15 protein-coding genes, 2 tRNA genes and 1 other RNA gene are annotated in these 17412 nt (G+C 28.2%); 1 reads left to right on the top strand and 17 read right to left on the bottom strand.

Features of this window, described 5'->3' with window-relative positions; genetic code table 11:
- Positions 1-159: 159 nt before the first annotated feature.
- The 15 genes from rodA to HNP68_RS01475 all read right to left on the bottom strand — a co-directional run bounded on the left by rodA (position 160) and on the right by HNP68_RS01475 (position 15092).
- Complete coding sequence (gene rodA, locus HNP68_RS01545) at positions 160-1476, bottom strand: rod shape-determining protein RodA (RefSeq protein ID WP_183219700.1); 1317 nt, start codon at positions 1474-1476, stop codon at positions 160-162.
- A 4-nt stretch (positions 1477-1480) separates the two neighbouring features.
- Entirely contained in the window at positions 1481-3280 is a 1800-nt protein-coding gene (gene mrdA / locus HNP68_RS01540; RefSeq protein ID WP_183219698.1) for a penicillin-binding protein 2, read from the bottom strand.
- Complete coding sequence (mreD, locus tag HNP68_RS01535; RefSeq protein WP_183219696.1) at positions 3280-3762, bottom strand: rod shape-determining protein MreD; 483 nt, start codon at positions 3760-3762, stop codon at positions 3280-3282. The genes mrdA and mreD overlap by 1 nt, the downstream gene beginning before the upstream one ends.
- Positions 3762-4607, bottom strand: coding sequence for a rod shape-determining protein MreC (mreC, locus tag HNP68_RS01530; protein WP_183219694.1), 846 nt, complete (start codon positions 4605-4607; stop codon positions 3762-3764). The genes mreD and mreC overlap by 1 nt, the downstream gene beginning before the upstream one ends.
- 3 nt (positions 4608-4610) lie before the next feature.
- On the bottom strand, positions 4611-5660 hold the full coding sequence (locus HNP68_RS01525) for a rod shape-determining protein (protein WP_183219692.1): 1050 nt from the start codon (positions 5658-5660) through the stop codon (positions 4611-4613).
- A gap of 10 nt (positions 5661-5670) precedes the next feature.
- Entirely contained in the window at positions 5671-6639 is a 969-nt protein-coding gene (locus HNP68_RS01520; RefSeq protein WP_183219690.1) for a tetratricopeptide repeat protein, read from the bottom strand.
- Positions 6640-6662: 23 nt separating this feature from the next.
- Positions 6663-7016, bottom strand: an RNA gene (gene rnpB / locus HNP68_RS01515) — RNase P RNA component class A.
- A gap of 26 nt (positions 7017-7042) precedes the next feature.
- Positions 7043-7801 carry a zinc ribbon domain-containing protein gene (locus HNP68_RS01510; protein WP_183219688.1) on the bottom strand — a complete coding sequence of 253 codons (759 nt, stop codon included), beginning with the start codon at positions 7799-7801 and terminating at the stop codon, positions 7043-7045.
- A 14-nt stretch (positions 7802-7815) separates the two neighbouring features.
- Positions 7816-9711 carry an RNA polymerase sigma factor RpoD gene (gene rpoD / locus HNP68_RS01505; RefSeq protein ID WP_183219686.1) on the bottom strand — a complete coding sequence of 632 codons (1896 nt, stop codon included), beginning with the start codon at positions 9709-9711 and terminating at the stop codon, positions 7816-7818.
- Between the two features lie 3 nt (positions 9712-9714).
- A complete protein-coding gene (gene dnaG / locus HNP68_RS01500; protein WP_183219683.1) occupies positions 9715-11496 on the bottom strand; it encodes a DNA primase in 1782 nt (593 codons plus the stop codon).
- Between the two features lie 5 nt (positions 11497-11501).
- Positions 11502-12533 (bottom strand): endolytic transglycosylase MltG, encoded by a 1032-nt coding sequence (gene mltG / locus HNP68_RS01495; protein ID WP_183219681.1) that lies wholly within the window; start codon positions 12531-12533, stop codon positions 11502-11504.
- A 209-nt stretch (positions 12534-12742) separates the two neighbouring features.
- Positions 12743-12824 (bottom strand) — tRNA-Tyr (locus HNP68_RS01490).
- 4 nt (positions 12825-12828) lie between these two features.
- Positions 12829-12902: transfer RNA gene (locus HNP68_RS01485), tRNA-Thr, on the bottom strand.
- Between the two features lie 88 nt (positions 12903-12990).
- Positions 12991-13314 (bottom strand): hypothetical protein, encoded by a 324-nt coding sequence (locus HNP68_RS01480; RefSeq protein ID WP_183219679.1) that lies wholly within the window; start codon positions 13312-13314, stop codon positions 12991-12993.
- A 5-nt stretch (positions 13315-13319) separates the two neighbouring features.
- Positions 13320-15092 (bottom strand): hypothetical protein, encoded by a 1773-nt coding sequence (locus HNP68_RS01475; RefSeq protein WP_183219677.1) that lies wholly within the window; start codon positions 15090-15092, stop codon positions 13320-13322.
- A 118-nt stretch (positions 15093-15210) separates the two neighbouring features.
- Here HNP68_RS01475 and HNP68_RS01470 point away from each other — a divergent pair, with 118 nt between their 5' ends.
- On the top strand, positions 15211-16443 hold the full coding sequence (locus tag HNP68_RS01470) for a CCA tRNA nucleotidyltransferase (protein ID WP_183219675.1): 1233 nt from the start codon (positions 15211-15213) through the stop codon (positions 16441-16443).
- Here the strand turns inward: HNP68_RS01470 and rnc are convergent.
- Together rnc and acpP are read right to left on the bottom strand one after the other, a co-directional pair.
- The gene (rnc, locus tag HNP68_RS01465) at positions 16414-17151 is read right to left on the bottom strand and encodes a ribonuclease III (RefSeq protein ID WP_183219673.1); all 738 of its coding nucleotides are present in this window, start codon (positions 17149-17151) and stop codon (positions 16414-16416) included. The two genes, HNP68_RS01470 and rnc, sit on opposite strands and share 30 nt — an antisense overlap.
- A complete protein-coding gene (gene acpP / locus HNP68_RS01460) occupies positions 17151-17393 on the bottom strand; it encodes an acyl carrier protein (RefSeq protein ID WP_183219671.1) in 243 nt (80 codons plus the stop codon). Before acpP ends, rnc begins: the two co-directional genes overlap by 1 nt.
- Positions 17394-17412 lie beyond the last annotated feature (19 nt).

Genomic DNA, 17412 nt, shown 5'->3' with positions numbered 1-17412 from the left:
TACCCTTAATCTCTTGATTTTTATTGAAAAATTATAATTTACATTCATTGCTTTTACGCAAAATGCATACTTCAAATATTTATAATTACTAAATTAAAATATACAAAAAAATTTTCTAAAAAAATAGAGACAAGAAAGCAAAAAAATAAAAATAAATTCTCAATCCATAGCAACTATTGATTCAATATTAAAATAAAAAGACATTGCTAAAAAAAATGTAATAGTAGAAGACCCCCCATAAGAAAGAAAAGGAAAAGGAATCCCAGTAATAGGAAGAACCCCTAAAGACATTCCAACATTAAAAGAGGTATGAAAAAATAAAAGTCCCAAAATTCCAGATATTACTAAAGCCATATATCTATCTTGACTTTTATTCATTATTATCAAAAATTTAAAAAAAAGAAAAAAAAATAATATTAAAATCGTACTAACACCTAAAAATCCAAACTCTTCAGCAAGAATAGAGAAAATAAAATCTGTGCTCTGAGACGGCACATAATTAGCATGGGTATAAGGTCCCTTTAAAAATCCTTTGCCTAAAAGACCTCCAGAACCAATTGCTATCTTAACCTGATTTAAATTCCAACCAGCACCCTTAGCATCAATATCCGGATCTAAGAATACTAAAAACCTTTTAATCTGATAAGTCTTCATTAACTTTGAAAGAACTTTTGAAAATACTATTGAAACCAACAAAATAGAACTTACAAAAAATACATAAAAATAAATTATTTTAATACTCAAACCATATTTAGCAATAAAAAATCCCAAAACAGAAATCAAAAGTATTAAAAGCAACACCCCCATTAATACTTTGAAATAGAAAGGATTTGAAAAAATAAGATAGAATACATTACCCATATTCACCTTATATTCATACCAAACCGGTAAAATTGCAAAAACAAAAGATAAAAACCCTGTCAACGCAAATGCTAAAACATAATGTAAATCTATTCCTGCAAAAAAAGAAATAAATATAAAAATGGTTAAATATACTATCGCTGTACCAAAATCAGGTTGCAACAATATAAGAATTACCGATGGAAAAATCAACAAAAAAGCAGCAATAAAGATAAAAAATTCATTATAACCTTTTTTTTCAGCATAAAATTTTGAAAGGGTTAATATAATAATAACTTTACCAAATTCAGAAGGCTGTCCCCCAAGTTTCCATATACCAATCCAAGACCTTGCTCCGTTTACGGTCATTCCAAAAAATGCAGTAAAAATTAAAGTCAATATTAATAAATAATATAAAGGATATACCATGCTATAAACAAATTTTAAATCATACTTACCCAATATAAAAATTAGAAAAAATCCAATAATTACCCAAAAAGATTGTTTTATATATTCATTCTTGGTTAAAGAACCACTAATATTATAATCACTAGAATAAATCAACAATATACCAACAAAAGAAACTATAAATAAGCTTATCAAAGCTAAATAATCATAATTTTTCCTAAAAACCATTAATCTACCTAATATACCAAGGCCTATACCCTTTAAGAATATCTTCATAACTTTGATTTGCAAAAATACCTTGCATTATTAAATCTGTAGATTTTGCAGGCCACCAATCTACATTGCTTTTTGCCTCAACCAAACTAAAAACAATAATTTGATTATCAGCTGAGCCATTATAAGGAGCAAGTCCAATAAAAGAACTGTTTTCAAAACCATCTATACCAGTTTGACCAGTACCTGTTTTGCCTCCAACTTTAACAGCTTTCGTAAGAACTGCATATTTTGCTGTACCATAAGTTACAACACTTCTCATATATTTTTTTAGAAGCTTAAATGTGTTCTTACTAATAAGATTTGTCTTTCTTAGTATTTCAGGCTTATTCTCAAGAAGAACTTCATTCGTACCGCCCTTTAAAATTCTATTTACAATTCTAGGCTTATATATCACACCTTCATTTGCAATCATAGCAACCATATTAACAATTTGCATAGGAGTAGCATTTAAAAATCCTTGACCTATTGAAAAATTTACAGTATCTCCTCCTACCCAAGGCTGATTAAAAGTTTTTTCTTTCCACTCAGGACTAGGAAGTAGACCAGATACTTCATTTGGCAAATCAATTCCCGTTTTTTCTCCAAACCCGAATTCTTTTGCATATTTTCTAATTCTATCAACCCCAAGATACTTAAGTCCAAGTGTATAAAAATAAACATTAGAAGAATGTGCAATAGCCTCTTCTAAATTAACATACCCATGACCACCAGGCTTCCAACAATGAAAAATTCTATTTCCAACTTTAAAATATCCAGGACAATAAATTTTACGATCTTTATCTATAACTCTCTCCTCAAGAATAGCCGCAGCAACAACTAATTTAAAAATAGACGCCGGCGGATAAACAGATTGAATAGCCTTATTTAAAAAAGAATAATCTTCCTTATTATGTTTATTGTAAACATCTGTCATAGAATAGTAAGGATAATTGTGAAGAGAAAGAACAGCACCTGTTGATGGTTTTAATACAACAATAGAACCATGCCTTTTGCCTAAAGCATTCTTAGCAAGATCTTGAACATCTTTATCAATATTAAGTACAACATCATTGCCTGGTACCATATTTCTTATAATAGAACCATCGTCTATTCTTCTCTCTTTAGAATCCACTTTGTATTTAATTAGTCCCTCTTGCCCTCTAATATAATTATCATAAACCTGTTCAACACCCAGCTTTCCAATCGTAGAAGTGTTGTCATAACCACTAACATTATAAAATGTTCTAAGTTCTCTTTGGTTTATTTGCCCAACATAACCGATTGAATGCGAATATGAATCGTCAACTAAATAGTTACGCTTAAAAGAATAAGTCCATGAAAGAGCCGGATAATAAAACTTTTTTTCAGAAATTTTAAACAGCATTTTTGGAGTAAGCTCCATTATTTCAACATCTTTAAGATATCCACCAGGTTCTTGGAGCTTAGACAGAATAATCGATTTATCAATATCTAGAGTGCTCGCCAAAAAGTCTATCATCTCAATTCTAGTAGCAACGGGCATATTATAATACTGTTGCAAACTTATCTTTAAAACAAACATGGTTAAATTATTTGCCAAAACATTAGAATTAGAATCTAAGATCTCACCCCTTGAGGCATTAATTTTTTCCAACCTTGATAAAAAAACATTAGCTTCCCTATCATAAAATAAATGCTTACCAATTTGCATTTTAAATAAAATTGCTAAATAAAACAGCATAATTACTATTAAAAAAAATATGCCAAATCTGTATCTAAAATTTGTTATAACACCCACTAATAATCCTCTTTAAAAGAATAAAAATTTCTAGTAAAATAATTCTGAATTGGATATAAAAAATTAATAAACATTATATTTACAACAAGGTCAAGATTAAAAATTGAATAATTAAAAGATTTCAAATCTACAAAATCATAAAATATAATAGCCAAAAACCATAATATAACTTTTGAAAGAATAAAAAATATTGTCATGCTAAGCATATTTTTAGGCATTAATAACTTTATTTTATTATTAAAATAAAATATTAATGTATACCCAAAAACAAAAAATCCAAGTGGTAATCCTGTAAAATAATCCATAAGAAGACCATATAAAATACCAGATAACAAACCCACATTAAAAATAAAATTCAAAGAATTATAAACTAGAAAAATTAAAAAAATATCTATTGAAAAATAAAAATAAGTTGCAAAATAGTGTTGAAAAATTTTACCTAAAAATGCGCTAGAAATAAAATATGTTAAAAATGCTGTCATTATTTACCAATCTCTTTGTTGTTTTTAACAAGAAAAACATACTCAAGCTTATCTAAAACTATTGCTGGCTCTACTTCTATTTTTAAAAGAGAATTGTAATCAAGAATATGAAAATTTGTAATCTTTCCAATATAAATTCCAACCGGATATTCACTAAACCCAGCAGTAACAATGGAGTCACCTATCTTCAAATCTTTTTCAGCAAGTCTATTGACATAATTCATTTCAAGTTTTTTACCATAACCATTGCCTTCTATAAGGCCTATAAACCTACTACTTTGAATCCTTGCGGACACAAAATTTTCATAATTAGTCAAAGGCAAAATTTTAGCAGTATTGGAATAAACCTTTACAACTTTGCCTACAAGACCACTAAATCCATCTTGATATGCAACTGCTATCATATCCTTTTCTATACCGTCATTGAATCCTTTATTAATAGCCATTAATGTTGATATATTTGAATAATTTAGATATATAATCTCTGCTGAAATAAAATCATTAGAACTTGACGAATAAAAATTTAATTGCTCTTTGAGACGGACATTCTCTTGCCTTAATGACTGTATATTCTGGGTTACTATTTCAAGCTGTTGTATCCTTTTTTTGTAAAACTCTATCTTGTCTTTATAATTCTTGTATTCATTCACAGTTTTAAAAACATTAGAAATAAAACTAAAAATTTCATGCATTCTACTTTGAATATAAGAATTAATAGTAAAAAACAAAAAATCATCAGATTTTTTTCTTTGAATACTGCTTGAATCATAAATCATAAAAACAAGAGAAACTATCAACACTAAAAGCACTTTGATAAAATTCTTGAATTTGACAAGAAAATTCATAACCTATTCATTGATAAAACTGTAAATATTCTTGCTAATATCTATTCTATTAGCATAGTCATAAAATAACCCAGCACCAACAGCTACAGAAAGAAGTGGATTGTCTGCAACATAAACAGGAACTCCGGTCTCTTTTGAAAGAAGCCTATTTAAACCCTTAAGAAGAGCTCCTCCTCCTGTCAAAATAATACCACGCTCAACAATGTCTGTAGCAAGCTCTGGAGGCGTTGCACCAAGAGTACGCTTAACTTCATCCACAACAATATTAATCGGTTCTTGTAAAGACTCTCTTACTTCCATAGAATCAACAAGTTGTTTTCTAGGAAGACCCGTTACAGCATCTGTACCCTTAATATCTATTTTTTCTACCCTTAAATTTTGAATATCAGGATATACATTTCCTATCATAATTTTCAATTTTTCTGCTGTCTGTTGGCCAATTATAATATTATGAGAATTTCTCATGTACTTTATTATGCTCTCATCAAATTCGTCACCACCGGTTCTAATCGCCCTACTTACAACCATGCCACCAAGAGAAATAACCGATATTTCTGTAGTTCCACCTCCAATATCACATACCATGTGACCCGTAGGTTCAAAAATAGGAATATCAGATCCAATAGCAGCTGCAAGAGATTCTTCTATTACTTTAACTTCTCTTGCACCGGCATTCATTGCGCTCTCTTTTACAGCTCTTCGTTCAACCTCTGTAATGCAAGTTGGAACACCTATTACCATTCTTGGCTTAAAAAACAATTTTTTACGAGAAAAAATTTGATTAATAAAATATTTAATCATCTTCTCTGTATTTTCAATATCAGCAATAACACCGTCTCTAAGCGGACGCACAGCCTTAATATTTTCTGGAGTTTTCCAAAGCATTTTTTTAGCATTTCGGCCAACTGCAACAACTTTATTACCTTTAGTAATATCTATTGCAACAACAGAAGGCTCACTCATAACCACACCATAATCTTTAATATAAACCAATGTATTACATGTTCCAAGATCAATGCCAATATCTATCAAAAAAGACTTAAACAAATTCAAACCAACCTCCCTAAAAATCTTCCAGAGTAATTCCAAGTCTCTCTCTTGCTGCTTCTAAATAAGGATTAAGATTGAGAGCTTCTCTCCAATATTTTCTAGCTTTAGGATAATCTTTATCTTTCTTTCTATATATATCTCCTATTTTAACATAAACGCTAGAATTTGAACTATTAATTTCTAGAACTTTATTATAGTAATTAAAAGCACCATCATAATCACCCTTATCTAATAATATGTCTCCATAAAGCAAATATACCTTTTGAATTAAATTTTCATCTGTTCTCTCACCCTTTGACAATTTTTCTTTCTCTTCTTCTATTATTTTTTTTATATACTCAACACTTTTGTTTATATCATTCAACTTATAATTAACATAAGCTAAACTCCAAAGCACTAAATCAGATTTATTTTCATTGTAGGCTTTTTCAAAAAACTTTAAACTAGACTTATAATCTCTTAAAAGCTGATATGAATACCCTAAATATTCAAAAATATCTTCTTTAATGTTCATGAAATCAAAATTATCAACACTTAAAGCCTTCTTCAAAAATTTCACTGCAAGTTCACTATAAAACTCTCCTTTATGAGAATATGCCTTCCCCAATATATAATACAAGGAGCCTATAGAGACTCCACCATTTATAGAAATTAAAAATCTTAATCTTTCTATAGATTTATCTAAAAATTCTCCTTTCAAATATTCTTCATTTACTATTAAAGAATAATAAAAGTATGAAAATCCCAAAAGCAAATTTAAATTAAAATCAAATCTATGATTTTTGATATCATTCTCGGCATAATCTATTATTTCTTTGTATTCTTTTTTATCCCATAGCAAAAGCAAATCAACCTCTGTTGGGCCTGCTTTTAAATAAGAACTAGAAAAAGACTTGAAATATGATAAAATATAATAAATTAAAAAAATAAAAATGAAAATCGTAAATGAATAAAAAATATATCTTAAATATCTTATTTCCATTAAAACTCTCTTTTATATTTACGAAATTAAGCTGACATCCATAAGCCGAGTTCTGTATTATGCCATCATCTCTCTTGTTTTTTTATCGCTAAAAAAATCATGCGATCTACCCGTAAGCACACCCTCAAGAACAAAGGAAACTTACATACTTGATCTTGCTCCTAATGAGGTTTATCTTGCCTGTATTTATTGCTAAATAAGCGGTGAGCTCTTACCCCACCTTTTCACCCTTGCCTTTTATGGCGGTAATTTTCTGCGACACTTTCTTAGGTTTAAAACCCCTAGGCATTACCTAGCATTATGTTCTTATTGGAGCTCGGACTTTCCTCTTAAGCTTTAATTATTATAAAACTAAGCGATGACTGACTGCCAGCTTAAATAAAAAGTATCAAATTAATAAATTTTATTCAATAAGATCTGCCAAACTACCAGGAATTATTTCATCACTTATTCGAATTTTATCCTGATAATAAAGTATTCTACTGCAATAAGGACAAAATTTAATATCGTTGGGCTTACGTCTTACTTTATTTGCAAATTCAACAGGAAGTATCATATGACAACCTTTACAAACATTGTTAATTAAGGGCACAACTCCGTTTGATTTATTTCTTATTATCCTTTGAAATTTAAATAAAAAATCTTCATTCATTTTAGAAGCACAATTTAACTCTTCACGCCCTATTTCTAAAAGTTTTTTTTCAATTTCTAAAAGTTCTAACTCTAAACTATTGCTTTCAGCCCTAAAACATTCTTCTTCTTTGTTATGCTTTTCGGTGACATCTAATATTTCTTTTTCTATTTTAGTTTTAAGTCCATTAACATGCGTCATCTTTTTTCTAATTGTAACTTCATCGTCAATAATAATCTGAAGCTCTTTTTCAAGAGCTTCATATTCTCTTTGCGTTTTAATGCTATCAATTTTTTCTTCTGCTTTACTTTTTCTTGAATTAATATCTTGAATATCTAACTTTAAAGCAGAGTCTTCTTTTTGGTATTCCTTAAACTTCTGTTGCAAATCAATAAGAACTTTCGATAATTCTTCAATCTGAACTTTTTTCATCTCCAAATACTTAGGAATACTTTTTCGTCTTTCTTCAAGCTCAAACTTAGACTTATATATAACTTCAAGTTTTTTTAATGTATCAATATTATTCTCCATCAACCCTCCCATGTTTAATTTAAATCTTCAAGATAATCTTTTAATTTTTGAGTTTTTTTGGGATTTTTAAGTCGCCTTAATGCCTTAGATTCAATTTGTCTAATCCTTTCTCTTGTAACATTAAAATGAAGTCCAACCTCTTCAAGAGTTAAAGAATAGCCATCTTCAAGTCCAAATCTCATTTTGACAACTTCTTGCTCTCTTTCGGGAAGAGTCCCAAGAATTGCCCTTATTTGATCTTGCAAAACTACAAAAGACGTGTGATTTGCGGGATTTTTTATTGCCTTATCCTCAATAAAATCGCTAAGAACAGAATCTTCTTCTTCTCCAATTGGTGTTTCAAGAGAAACAGGTTCTCTTGAAACACTTTTTACAGTTTTAACCTTTTTAAGCTCCCATCCCAGTCTGTCTGAAAGCTCCTCATCTGTGGGGTCTTTCCCCAAAACTTGAATTAGATATCTAGTTTCTCTATTAAGCCTATTGATTTGTTCAATCATATGCACCGGAACTCTAATTGTGCGAGCTTGATCAGAAATAGATCTTGTTATAGCCTGTCTAATCCACCAAGTAGCATAAGTTGAAAACTTAAAACCTCTTTTATATTCAAATTTTTCAACAGCTTTAATTAATCCAATATTACCCTCTTGAACAAGATCAAAAAAATGAAGACCTCTATTTGCATATTTCTTAGCAATGCTTACAACAAGCCTTAAATTAGCCTTAATCAACTGATCTTTAGCATGCTGCATCATTTGTTTTCCTTTAGCAATCTCCTCTGACATGCTTATTATCTTATCCATTGGGTATTCATAGTACATTTCAATTCTCTCAAGTTCTTTTTGAGCAAGCTGAGCCTCTGTAATCTGCTCTTTAATAGCATCTTCTTTAAGTTTAAGAGATTTTTCTATCTCTATTCTTTTCTCAGCAATGGTCAAATCTCTTCCAAGCACTCTTAAGTCTCTTATTTTTTCAATTTTTAACCTGCTTAAAATTATTCTTTGCTGTCTTTGCAAATCTTTTATTTTGTTAGCCGAGTCAATATAGTCATCCGAAAAAATTCTTAGCTCATCTTGATACAAAGGGATGTCTCGTAAAAGCTCTTTTAAGGCTGATCTCTCCCTTTTTAAATTCTTTTCAAGAATATCCCCCCCAAGCTCATATACCCTATGCTTATTATCTACATAACTTATTAAACGATCTTGAATTGGTTTTAAAGGAATTTTATAAAAAGAGGCAATTCTTTTTTTTTTATTATAATAATCAGGGTTATTTTCTTTATCTCTATCTTTTTCTCTTTTGAAAAACTCTTCCCTCTCCATTCTTGAATAAATAGTATTAACAAGATTATAATAATTTTCTATAACAAGTCCCTCATTTTTAAGAATATTCTCAATTATCCCCTCTCCAGAATCCATTTGCTTGGCAAGTTCAACTTCTTGATTTCCTGTTAATAAGAACTCTTTTCCTATTTCTTTTAAATAAAGCTTTATTGGATCTTCTGAATGACTATCTTTTAATACATTACTCTTAACATACCCAACCCCCAAGTCATCCTTAACAGAAATATCTTCTTCATCACAATCATCCAGTTTGCTATCAATATCAATATCTTCCTCATCACTTTGGAAGCCATCATCTAAAATCATAAAATTCCTATCGGATTCAATCTCCACCTCTTCATCCTCATCATTCCCCTCTTCAGTGCCTACCAGATCTAATTCTGAAATTTTATTAACCAACCTTATTCCCCTATCCTCAAGCATTGTGCAAATACAATCAAGGCTCTCTGGTTCCAATATATCATCGGGCAGCAAATTTGATAATTCGCTAAAACTAAGAAATTTTTTATCTCCCAAATGAGCAACAATACCCTCTACCAGCTTCGAATATTTCTTTTCCAAATCCAGCAAAACTCAACTCCCTGGAACATCTTCTATATAAATTTTTAAATTTTTTCTCTGCATATTTAAAAACATTAACTCATTTATTTGAACCTTAGCATTAACCAAAGAATTCTCATTACATCTTCTTTTGCAAAGCAAAACACGAGAATCTAATTTTCTTCTCTTGATTGCAAGCAAAATATGAATGAGTGTTTCATTATCCACTTCAAATTCAGAATTTAAAATTTCTTCAAAAAAAAATTCACTAACTTTATAGCTGTCCCTTAAATTTCTTTTTAAATCCATTAATGAAAAATCTTTATTATTTTCAAATAAATCTTCAAAGCATATAAAAGTTTTTCTAACATTAACATCAATTAAATCACTATCAATAATATTGCGCCTTATTATACCAAAATAACTAAAATTTTTCAACAAAGCTACTATTAGATACCTCTCATAAGAATCATCATTATGAGCATACAAATTTCTTTTATTATTGTCAACTATAAATCTTTCTTTTATTCTATAATAATCTTTTAATAAAGTTGTCACGCCAATACCAAGTCTATTGCTTAGTTTGTCTAAAAAAATTTTCTTCTGAGTATCTACTTTTGATAAATTTATCAAATTTAAAAATAAATTAATCATAGCATTTAAATCTACAGTTTTATTTAAATCATATTTATTAGAATAAACATCTAAAAAATAATCAAAAGCATCACACCTATTATTTAAAATTTTCTGCAAAGAACCTTCACCTTCATCCTTAAGAACATCTGCAGGATCACGACCAAAATCCATTTTAACAATACTAACATTAATATTAAATGGCAAACAAATTTGATAAGCTTTTAAAGTTGCAGAAAGTCCAGCGTCATCGCCATCAAAAGAAAATATTACCTCATTAGCATATCTTTGAATCAAAGCCAGATGTTCTTTTGAAAAAGAAGTGCCAAGAGTAGATACGGCCCTCTTAATCCCAGATGTAAAAAAAGCAAGAACATCTATATATCCTTCTACTAAAATAACTGACTTTGTAGATTTAATCTCATCAAACCCCTCATAAAATCCATAAAGAAGTTCCTTTTTTTTAAAAACTTCAGTTTCACTTAAATTAATATACTTAGAACCTTTCCCATCCAAATCTCGACCGCCAAAACCAACAACGTTTCCTTTAAAATCTTTAATTGGAAAAATTAACCTTTGAGATAAAATAGAAGCTTTAAGATTTGTCTTTGAAAATAAGCCACTTCTTCTCAGTGTTTCAAAAGAGTATCCTTTTGAAATTAAAAAATCATAAAGCTCTAGACCATCTTTAATATTAAATGGTAAATATCCAAGTTCAAATAAATCAACGACTTCCTTAGATATTGCCCTACTCTTTACAACGTAATCTAAAGCTTTTTTGTTTTTATTCAAAAAAAATTTAATAGTATTGATTAATCTAGAATTTAATGAGTAAATTTTTGAAACTATGTCTTTATTTTCATTTTTTTTTTCACTTTTTAGGCTTATTTTTAAATCATCATAATAAATACCGAATTTTTCACACAAAATCTTAAGAGCATCATTGTAATTGATTTTTTCCATATCCATTAAAAATCCAATAACATCACCACCCTTTTTACATCCAAAACAATAAAAATATCCTTGCAAAGGGTTTACAAAAAAAGAAGGGGTTTTCTCAGCATGAAAAGGACAAAGACCTTTATAAGTAGATCCTGATTTAATCAGCTTAATATATTGCTCAACAATAGATACAATATCAAATTTAGCTTTAATTGACGCTTTAGTTTGTAAATAATCCATACTCCTTAATCCTTAGTAATAAAATTTTTAATATAATCTTTTGCTCCTAAAAGATGTGAAGAATAATCTGATGAAAATTGATGCGTCCCTAACTTAGAGTCTTTTACTACAAAAAATAAATATTGCGTATTTTTTGGAAAAAAAGCTGCTTGTAAAGAAATAATACCAGCATTTGAAATTGGAGTAGGAGGATACCCTTTATTAATATATGTATTATAAGGGGAATCTATCTCTAAATCTGAAAAATAAATTCTTTTAGGATGACTTCGTCCTAGCTTCTCTGTAATAACATACTCAATAGTAGCACAAGATTGTAATGCCATACCAGATTTTATTCTGTTATAAAAAACCGAAGACATTATTGAAGCTTCATTTTTAACCCTATACTCACGCTCAACAATAGATGCTATTATTACTCTATTGTAAAGATCTTTACTTGAATAATCACTAAAAACAACACCTATGGATTTAAGCTTATTCAAAAAATTATCGACAAACATACGAACAACATTCTTTAATTCTATACCCTTGTAAAATTTATAAGTATCTGGAAATAAAAATCCTTCAAGAGAATCGTAATCAAATCCAAGCTCATAAATAAACGATTTTTCGTTAATCAAAAAAATAAAATCTTGAACATCATCAATCACGTCAAATTTTTTAAGCTTAAAAGCAATTCTTCTGCTAGTATACCCTTCAGGTATTGTAACATCAATATTTACGTTAGAAGATCCCCTTAAAAACTCTTTATATATTTCAAATGTAGAAAGATCACTATTGATTGAATATCTTCCCTCTTTAAATTGTTTATCACTACCAAAAATATACGAAATAAAAACAAGAAGCAATTCAGATTTAATTAATTTTTGCTTTTTCAACTCTTTAGCTATTTTTTTAACTCCCCAACCTTTCTCAACATTAAATTCATAAACCAAACCATTTGCTAAAGAAGATAAATTTAAAAAATATATAAAAATTGACAAAATAGATCCTAAAAAAAACAAAAGAATAAATACTTTCCCAATTTTAATAAGCACAAAAATCTCCTAGCTAAACAAAAGTATTTGCTAATTACTCATTGGTATCAATTAAAGTTTTTAATTGATACCAACACTATATTTTATAACCAATAATAACTTTTCTAAACAGATGAAAACACAAGCATCATAATGGAACAATATAACACATTTAAAATGTTAAAATATAAAAATTACAAAAAAGGCAATCTCTTACAATTTCACTAAATTGGGGAGGGTGGGATTCGAACCCACGTAGGCAAAGCCAACAGATTTACAGTCTGCCCCGGTTAACCACTTCGGTACCGCCCCTAAAAGCCGACTGTCGGAGTCGAACCGACGACCTGCGGTTTACAAGACCGCTGCTCTGGCCAGCTGAGCTAAGTCGGCAAATAACAAACTAATAGTTAGTTTATAAAAATAAAATTCATTAGTCAATAGAATAATGGCAAATAATTAATGCAATCTTTCCATAAATCTACTTGTTGCCAGAAAGAAAAATTTTAAAAACAAGAGCACAAAAAAAAATCATAAAACTAAAAATTAAAATTAAGCAATAATTAATTTTTTTATTTCTCAATAAATAAAAAAATATTAGCCTAGTAGATTCAAGCCCAAAAGAAACAGAGCTTAAAACAATGGTAATATCAAGATAAAATTTTTGAAAATTGTAAACAAAAATATTATAAGAACCAGCCAAAAAAACAAATAAACTCAACAAAGAATTTAAAAACAATACAATAACCAAAGTTCTAATAAAATTTGAAAAACGTCTTAGATTTTTTATTTTAAAAGCTTCCATTAGATTTATAAATTTTTTATTATAAAAAGTACTTGATCGATGATTTCTAAAAGATTGCCAATAACATCAGCTAATGTAAATTTTTTATTTTCGTTTGCCATTGACTTATAAGAAACTACTAAAGATTTTCGAATAAAAACATTCTGATTTTCCAAAAGAGCCAGACATCTTTTTTTAAGCTCAATAAAATAATCTACAAATCTATTTGAAATCTTATCAATAGAAGTCGATTCATTTAAACACCACTTTAAAATCCTTTCCTTATAAGAGTCATCAATTTTGCTCTCTCTTTTATGCCTTGCAAACTCTTCATTTTTATAATCAATCTCAAAGTAAATATTATAAATTTCTTTTTTCAAAACAGCAATATTATTTTCAATGTCAACATATATATTTCTCAAATCATGACTATTAATTAATACGACATTATTTATAGTTCTTAAAACTTCCATCATTCTAACATCATATATGTTTTTAAAAAAATCATTAAGAAAATATAACTTTTTAAAGCTATAGTGACCAAGATTTAATTCTGTGAAAATTTCACCCTTTAAATTTAAAATTACACTAGGATCTCTAACAAGATTTTTTATTTCTTTGATAACAAGAGCTTTTAAAGAGCTATCACGCCTTTTAATAACTTGGCCCATAACATTTAAAAATAAAATGTTTTCATAAAAATTTTTTACATCAAAAAAAGGAACATATTTTTTAGGAGATGCAACCGGGTTCTTGCAATACACCTTAAATACATCTAAATAGGGTAAAGTTCTTGATAAACCAACAATTTTAGATACAATTGACAAAACATTTTTCAATACATATTCTACACGAGATAAATGATCTTCTTTTGAAATTATTTCTGAATTACTAATATCATCAGATATTAGAAAATAATTTGATATAATACTTTTAACAATATTCTCATCTATCTCAATATCCTTTAATGTATACAAAATGTCAAAAAAATAATTCAAGTACTTACTAACACTTGAAAAGCTGGTTCCAAATCCAACCTCAAGATCAACAATGCTAATATTTTCAACATTATCTAAAAGATCTACATTGAAAAATGAAAAAAAAGACTTATAAGGAAAAAACGCCAAACTATTAAAAACATAATAAAACTCAAACATATCAGATACAGCTCTGTAAGTACTAGACGGGATAGAATTAATATACTCGTTTATCTTAACCTTAAGAAGTTCTTCTAAATCATTTTGGGTCTTTTCTTTTTTCAGGAAAAGCTCATATTCAAATTCATCTAAAAAATCTTCCAGATTTTTCTTAGAATGAAGAACTTTATTTTGAATAATTTCTAAAATAGTTTGCTCAACAACAACACCACCTTTTTCTAATTTTTTAAAAAATTCTTTCAATTCCATTGAATATCGACAAACACTAAAAAACATTTCTACAAAACCAATATACAAACACTCTTTCTTAAAATCTATTACTGGATTTTTACACATTTCATTAATTTGATTTTCTAGGTTTTTTATAACATAGGCTTTATAAATATCTTCTTTACTTCTATCCTTCTGAAAAAAATTCAAAATAGTTAACCACATTCTTATAAGAAATGATTCTTCCATTAAACGTCCTGAAAGAAATTTTTCAAGCTGAGAATCAACATAGGGCTCATTGTTACAATTCGGCAAAACAAATTCAGAAGAATTTAAACCTAAACTTTTCCTTATATCATTCATCAACCTATTTTTAGTCTCTTTTGAAAGCTGACCTATAGCGTTATATACACTATTGTTATTATCACTCATAAAACCCCAATAAAACCATTTTAAAAAAATAAAAGCACTACTTACAGCATACTTCAAATAAATTAAAATTATAAATCAATTTTAGAAAAAAATTATTTACACTATAATATAATTTTATATGAATCTGGGCAAGAATAATCAAAATATAATTAAAATTGGTAAAATATTTAAAAAAAATAATTACGAATTTTATTTAGTTGGAGGCGCTTTAAGAGACTTACTACTTAATAAACAACCTTGTGATTTTGATTTTGCAACAAATGCAACTCCTGAAGAAATAATAACATTATTCCCAAACAACATTAAAACAGGAATAAAACATGGTACAATTGGTATTATTTTTAACAAAAAAGTCTTCGAAATTACCACATACAGAATAGAAAAAGAATATGAAAACAACAGATCCCCAAAAAAAGTGGAATACACTAAACATTTAATTAAAGATCTCGAAAGAAGAGACTTTACAATCAATGCAATTGCAATGGACATTTTTAACTTTAACATAATAGATTACTATAATGGAAAAAAAGATCTTAATAAGAAAATAATAAGATGCATAGGAAACCCAAATAAAAGATTTGAAGAAGACGCCCTTAGAATACTAAGAGCGGCAAGATTTTCATCCACACTTAATTTTAACATCGAAAAAAATACTTTAATTTCAATGAAATATAAAAAAGAAAATATTTTAATTATTTCAAAAGAAAGAATAAAAAATGAATTTCACAAATTGCTAGAAGGCACAAATATACAAAAAGGAATTTATTATCTTAAAAAAGTTAATTTTTTTAAGAATTTTTTCAATCTAGAAATAAAAACAAAATTAATCAAAAAAACTGCCCTGCTTAATAAAGACAAATTTTATCTAAAAGCAATCACTATACTGACAATTAAAAAGCCTATAAAAGAGCTAAAAGAAATATTAATTTTTCTTAAATTCTCAAATAAAGAAATTAAATTAATTTTATTTTATAGAAGCATAATTGATAATAACAATATTTTTAATGTTAAAAAATTAAGTGATATTAGATATTTGCTCAGCAAAAGCACAAGAGAACATTATAAAGAAATAATTGATATATATAAAGCACTAAAAGGGAAAAAGAAAAAATATTTATTTATAATTAAAAATATAAAAAGAAAAAAATTACTAAAAAGCCCTCTCTCTTTAAAAGACTTAAAAATAAATGGGAAAGATATTCAAAATCTAAAACAAATAGAAAACAAAAATATAGGTAAAATTTTAAACATACTATTAAGCTATGTAATTGAAAATCCCAAACTTAACACTAAAAATTATCTTATAAAAAAAACAAAAACCTTAAAGATTAATATCTTCCATAGCCTTTAAAGCTACTTCAGCCGCTCTCATTTCGGCCTCTTTTTTAGATTTGCCCTTTCCGTTTGATACAAACTTTTCTCCAACATAAAGTTCAACGCAAAAGACTTTATCGTGGTCTGGACCTATTTCCTTGTCTAGTTTATAACTCGGTGAGATTTTATATTTTTTTTGAACATATTCCTGTAACAAACTCTTATAATCTTTAAAATCACCCCTATTAAACATCAATCTTATATACATGTCAAAAAGCCCAACCACAAATTCTGTTGCCACTAAAAACCCACTATCAAGATAAATAGCGCCTACAAAAGCTTCAATAGCATCTGCGAGAATGCCTTTTTTATTACGCCCATCATTACTCTCCTCCCCTCTGCCAAGTAAAATATAAGAACCAAGATCAATTTCTCTAGCAATATTAGATAGGGAATCTTCACTAACAATATAAGATCTAGCCTTACTAAGTTCTCCTTCACTTTTATTTGGATAAGTTTTATAAAGATGATCCGTGATAATCAAATTAAGCACAGAATCTCCTAAAAATTCTAACCTCTCATTATTGCCAAATTTTTGATCCAGCTCATTAGAATAAGACGAGTGGCTCAATGCTGTATTTAATAAATCAAAATTATTAAAATCGATGCTCAAATTCTCCAAAAATTCACTTAACTGAGCTTTTCTTTCACTACCAAAACAAAAATCGGAAGAATTTTTTTTCATCAACCTTTTCTCTTTCTAATAAAATTAACAACATCACCTACTGTTTCAAATTCATTGGCTTCGTTCTCTGGAATCTTATCATCAAAAGCCTCTTCAAGCAAATATAAAAGCTCATAAATGTCAAGACTATCTGCACTAAGATCCTCAACAAATCTAGAGTCTAGAGTAATTTCATCTTCTTTTTTATCAAGTTGCTCAGATATAATAGATCTAACCTTACTAAAAATTTCATCATTATCCATGAATATACCTTCCTTGTTA

The sequence above is a fragment of the Borreliella yangtzensis genome (assembly GCF_014201775.1).
Classification (GTDB): Bacteria; Spirochaetota; Spirochaetia; order Borreliales; family Borreliaceae; genus Borreliella; species Borreliella yangtzensis.
The sequence above is the reverse complement of the archived record's forward strand: the minus strand, read 5'-3'. Positions and strand labels throughout refer to the sequence as shown.

What these genes read in the sequence shown, in the direction of transcription:
- rodA (WP_183219700.1), bottom strand. Translation starts at nt 1,476, where the DNA reads ATGGTTTTTAGGAAAAATTATGATTATTTAGCTTTGATAAGCTTATTT.
- mreD (WP_183219696.1), bottom strand. Translation starts at nt 3,762, where the DNA reads ATGACAGCATTTTTAACATATTTTATTTCTAGCGCATTTTTAGGTAAA.
- mreC (WP_183219694.1), bottom strand. Translation starts at nt 4,607, where the DNA reads ATGAATTTTCTTGTCAAATTCAAGAATTTTATCAAAGTGCTTTTAGTG.
- HNP68_RS01520 (WP_183219690.1), bottom strand. Translation starts at nt 6,639, where the DNA reads ATGGAAATAAGATATTTAAGATATATTTTTTATTCATTTACGATTTTC.
- HNP68_RS01510 (WP_183219688.1), bottom strand. Translation starts at nt 7,801, where the DNA reads ATGGAGAATAATATTGATACATTAAAAAAACTTGAAGTTATATATAAG.
- dnaG (WP_183219683.1), bottom strand. Translation starts at nt 11,496, where the DNA reads ATGGATTATTTACAAACTAAAGCGTCAATTAAAGCTAAATTTGATATT.
- HNP68_RS01480 (WP_183219679.1), bottom strand. Translation starts at nt 13,314, where the DNA reads ATGGAAGCTTTTAAAATAAAAAATCTAAGACGTTTTTCAAATTTTATT.
- HNP68_RS01475 (WP_183219677.1), bottom strand. Translation starts at nt 15,092, where the DNA reads ATGAGTGATAATAACAATAGTGTATATAACGCTATAGGTCAGCTTTCA.
- HNP68_RS01470 (WP_183219675.1), top strand. Translation starts at nt 15,211, where the DNA reads ATGAATCTGGGCAAGAATAATCAAAATATAATTAAAATTGGTAAAATA.
- rnc (WP_183219673.1), bottom strand. Translation starts at nt 17,151, where the DNA reads ATGAAAAAAAATTCTTCCGATTTTTGTTTTGGTAGTGAAAGAAAAGCT.
- acpP (WP_183219671.1), bottom strand. Translation starts at nt 17,393, where the DNA reads ATGGATAATGATGAAATTTTTAGTAAGGTTAGATCTATTATATCTGAG.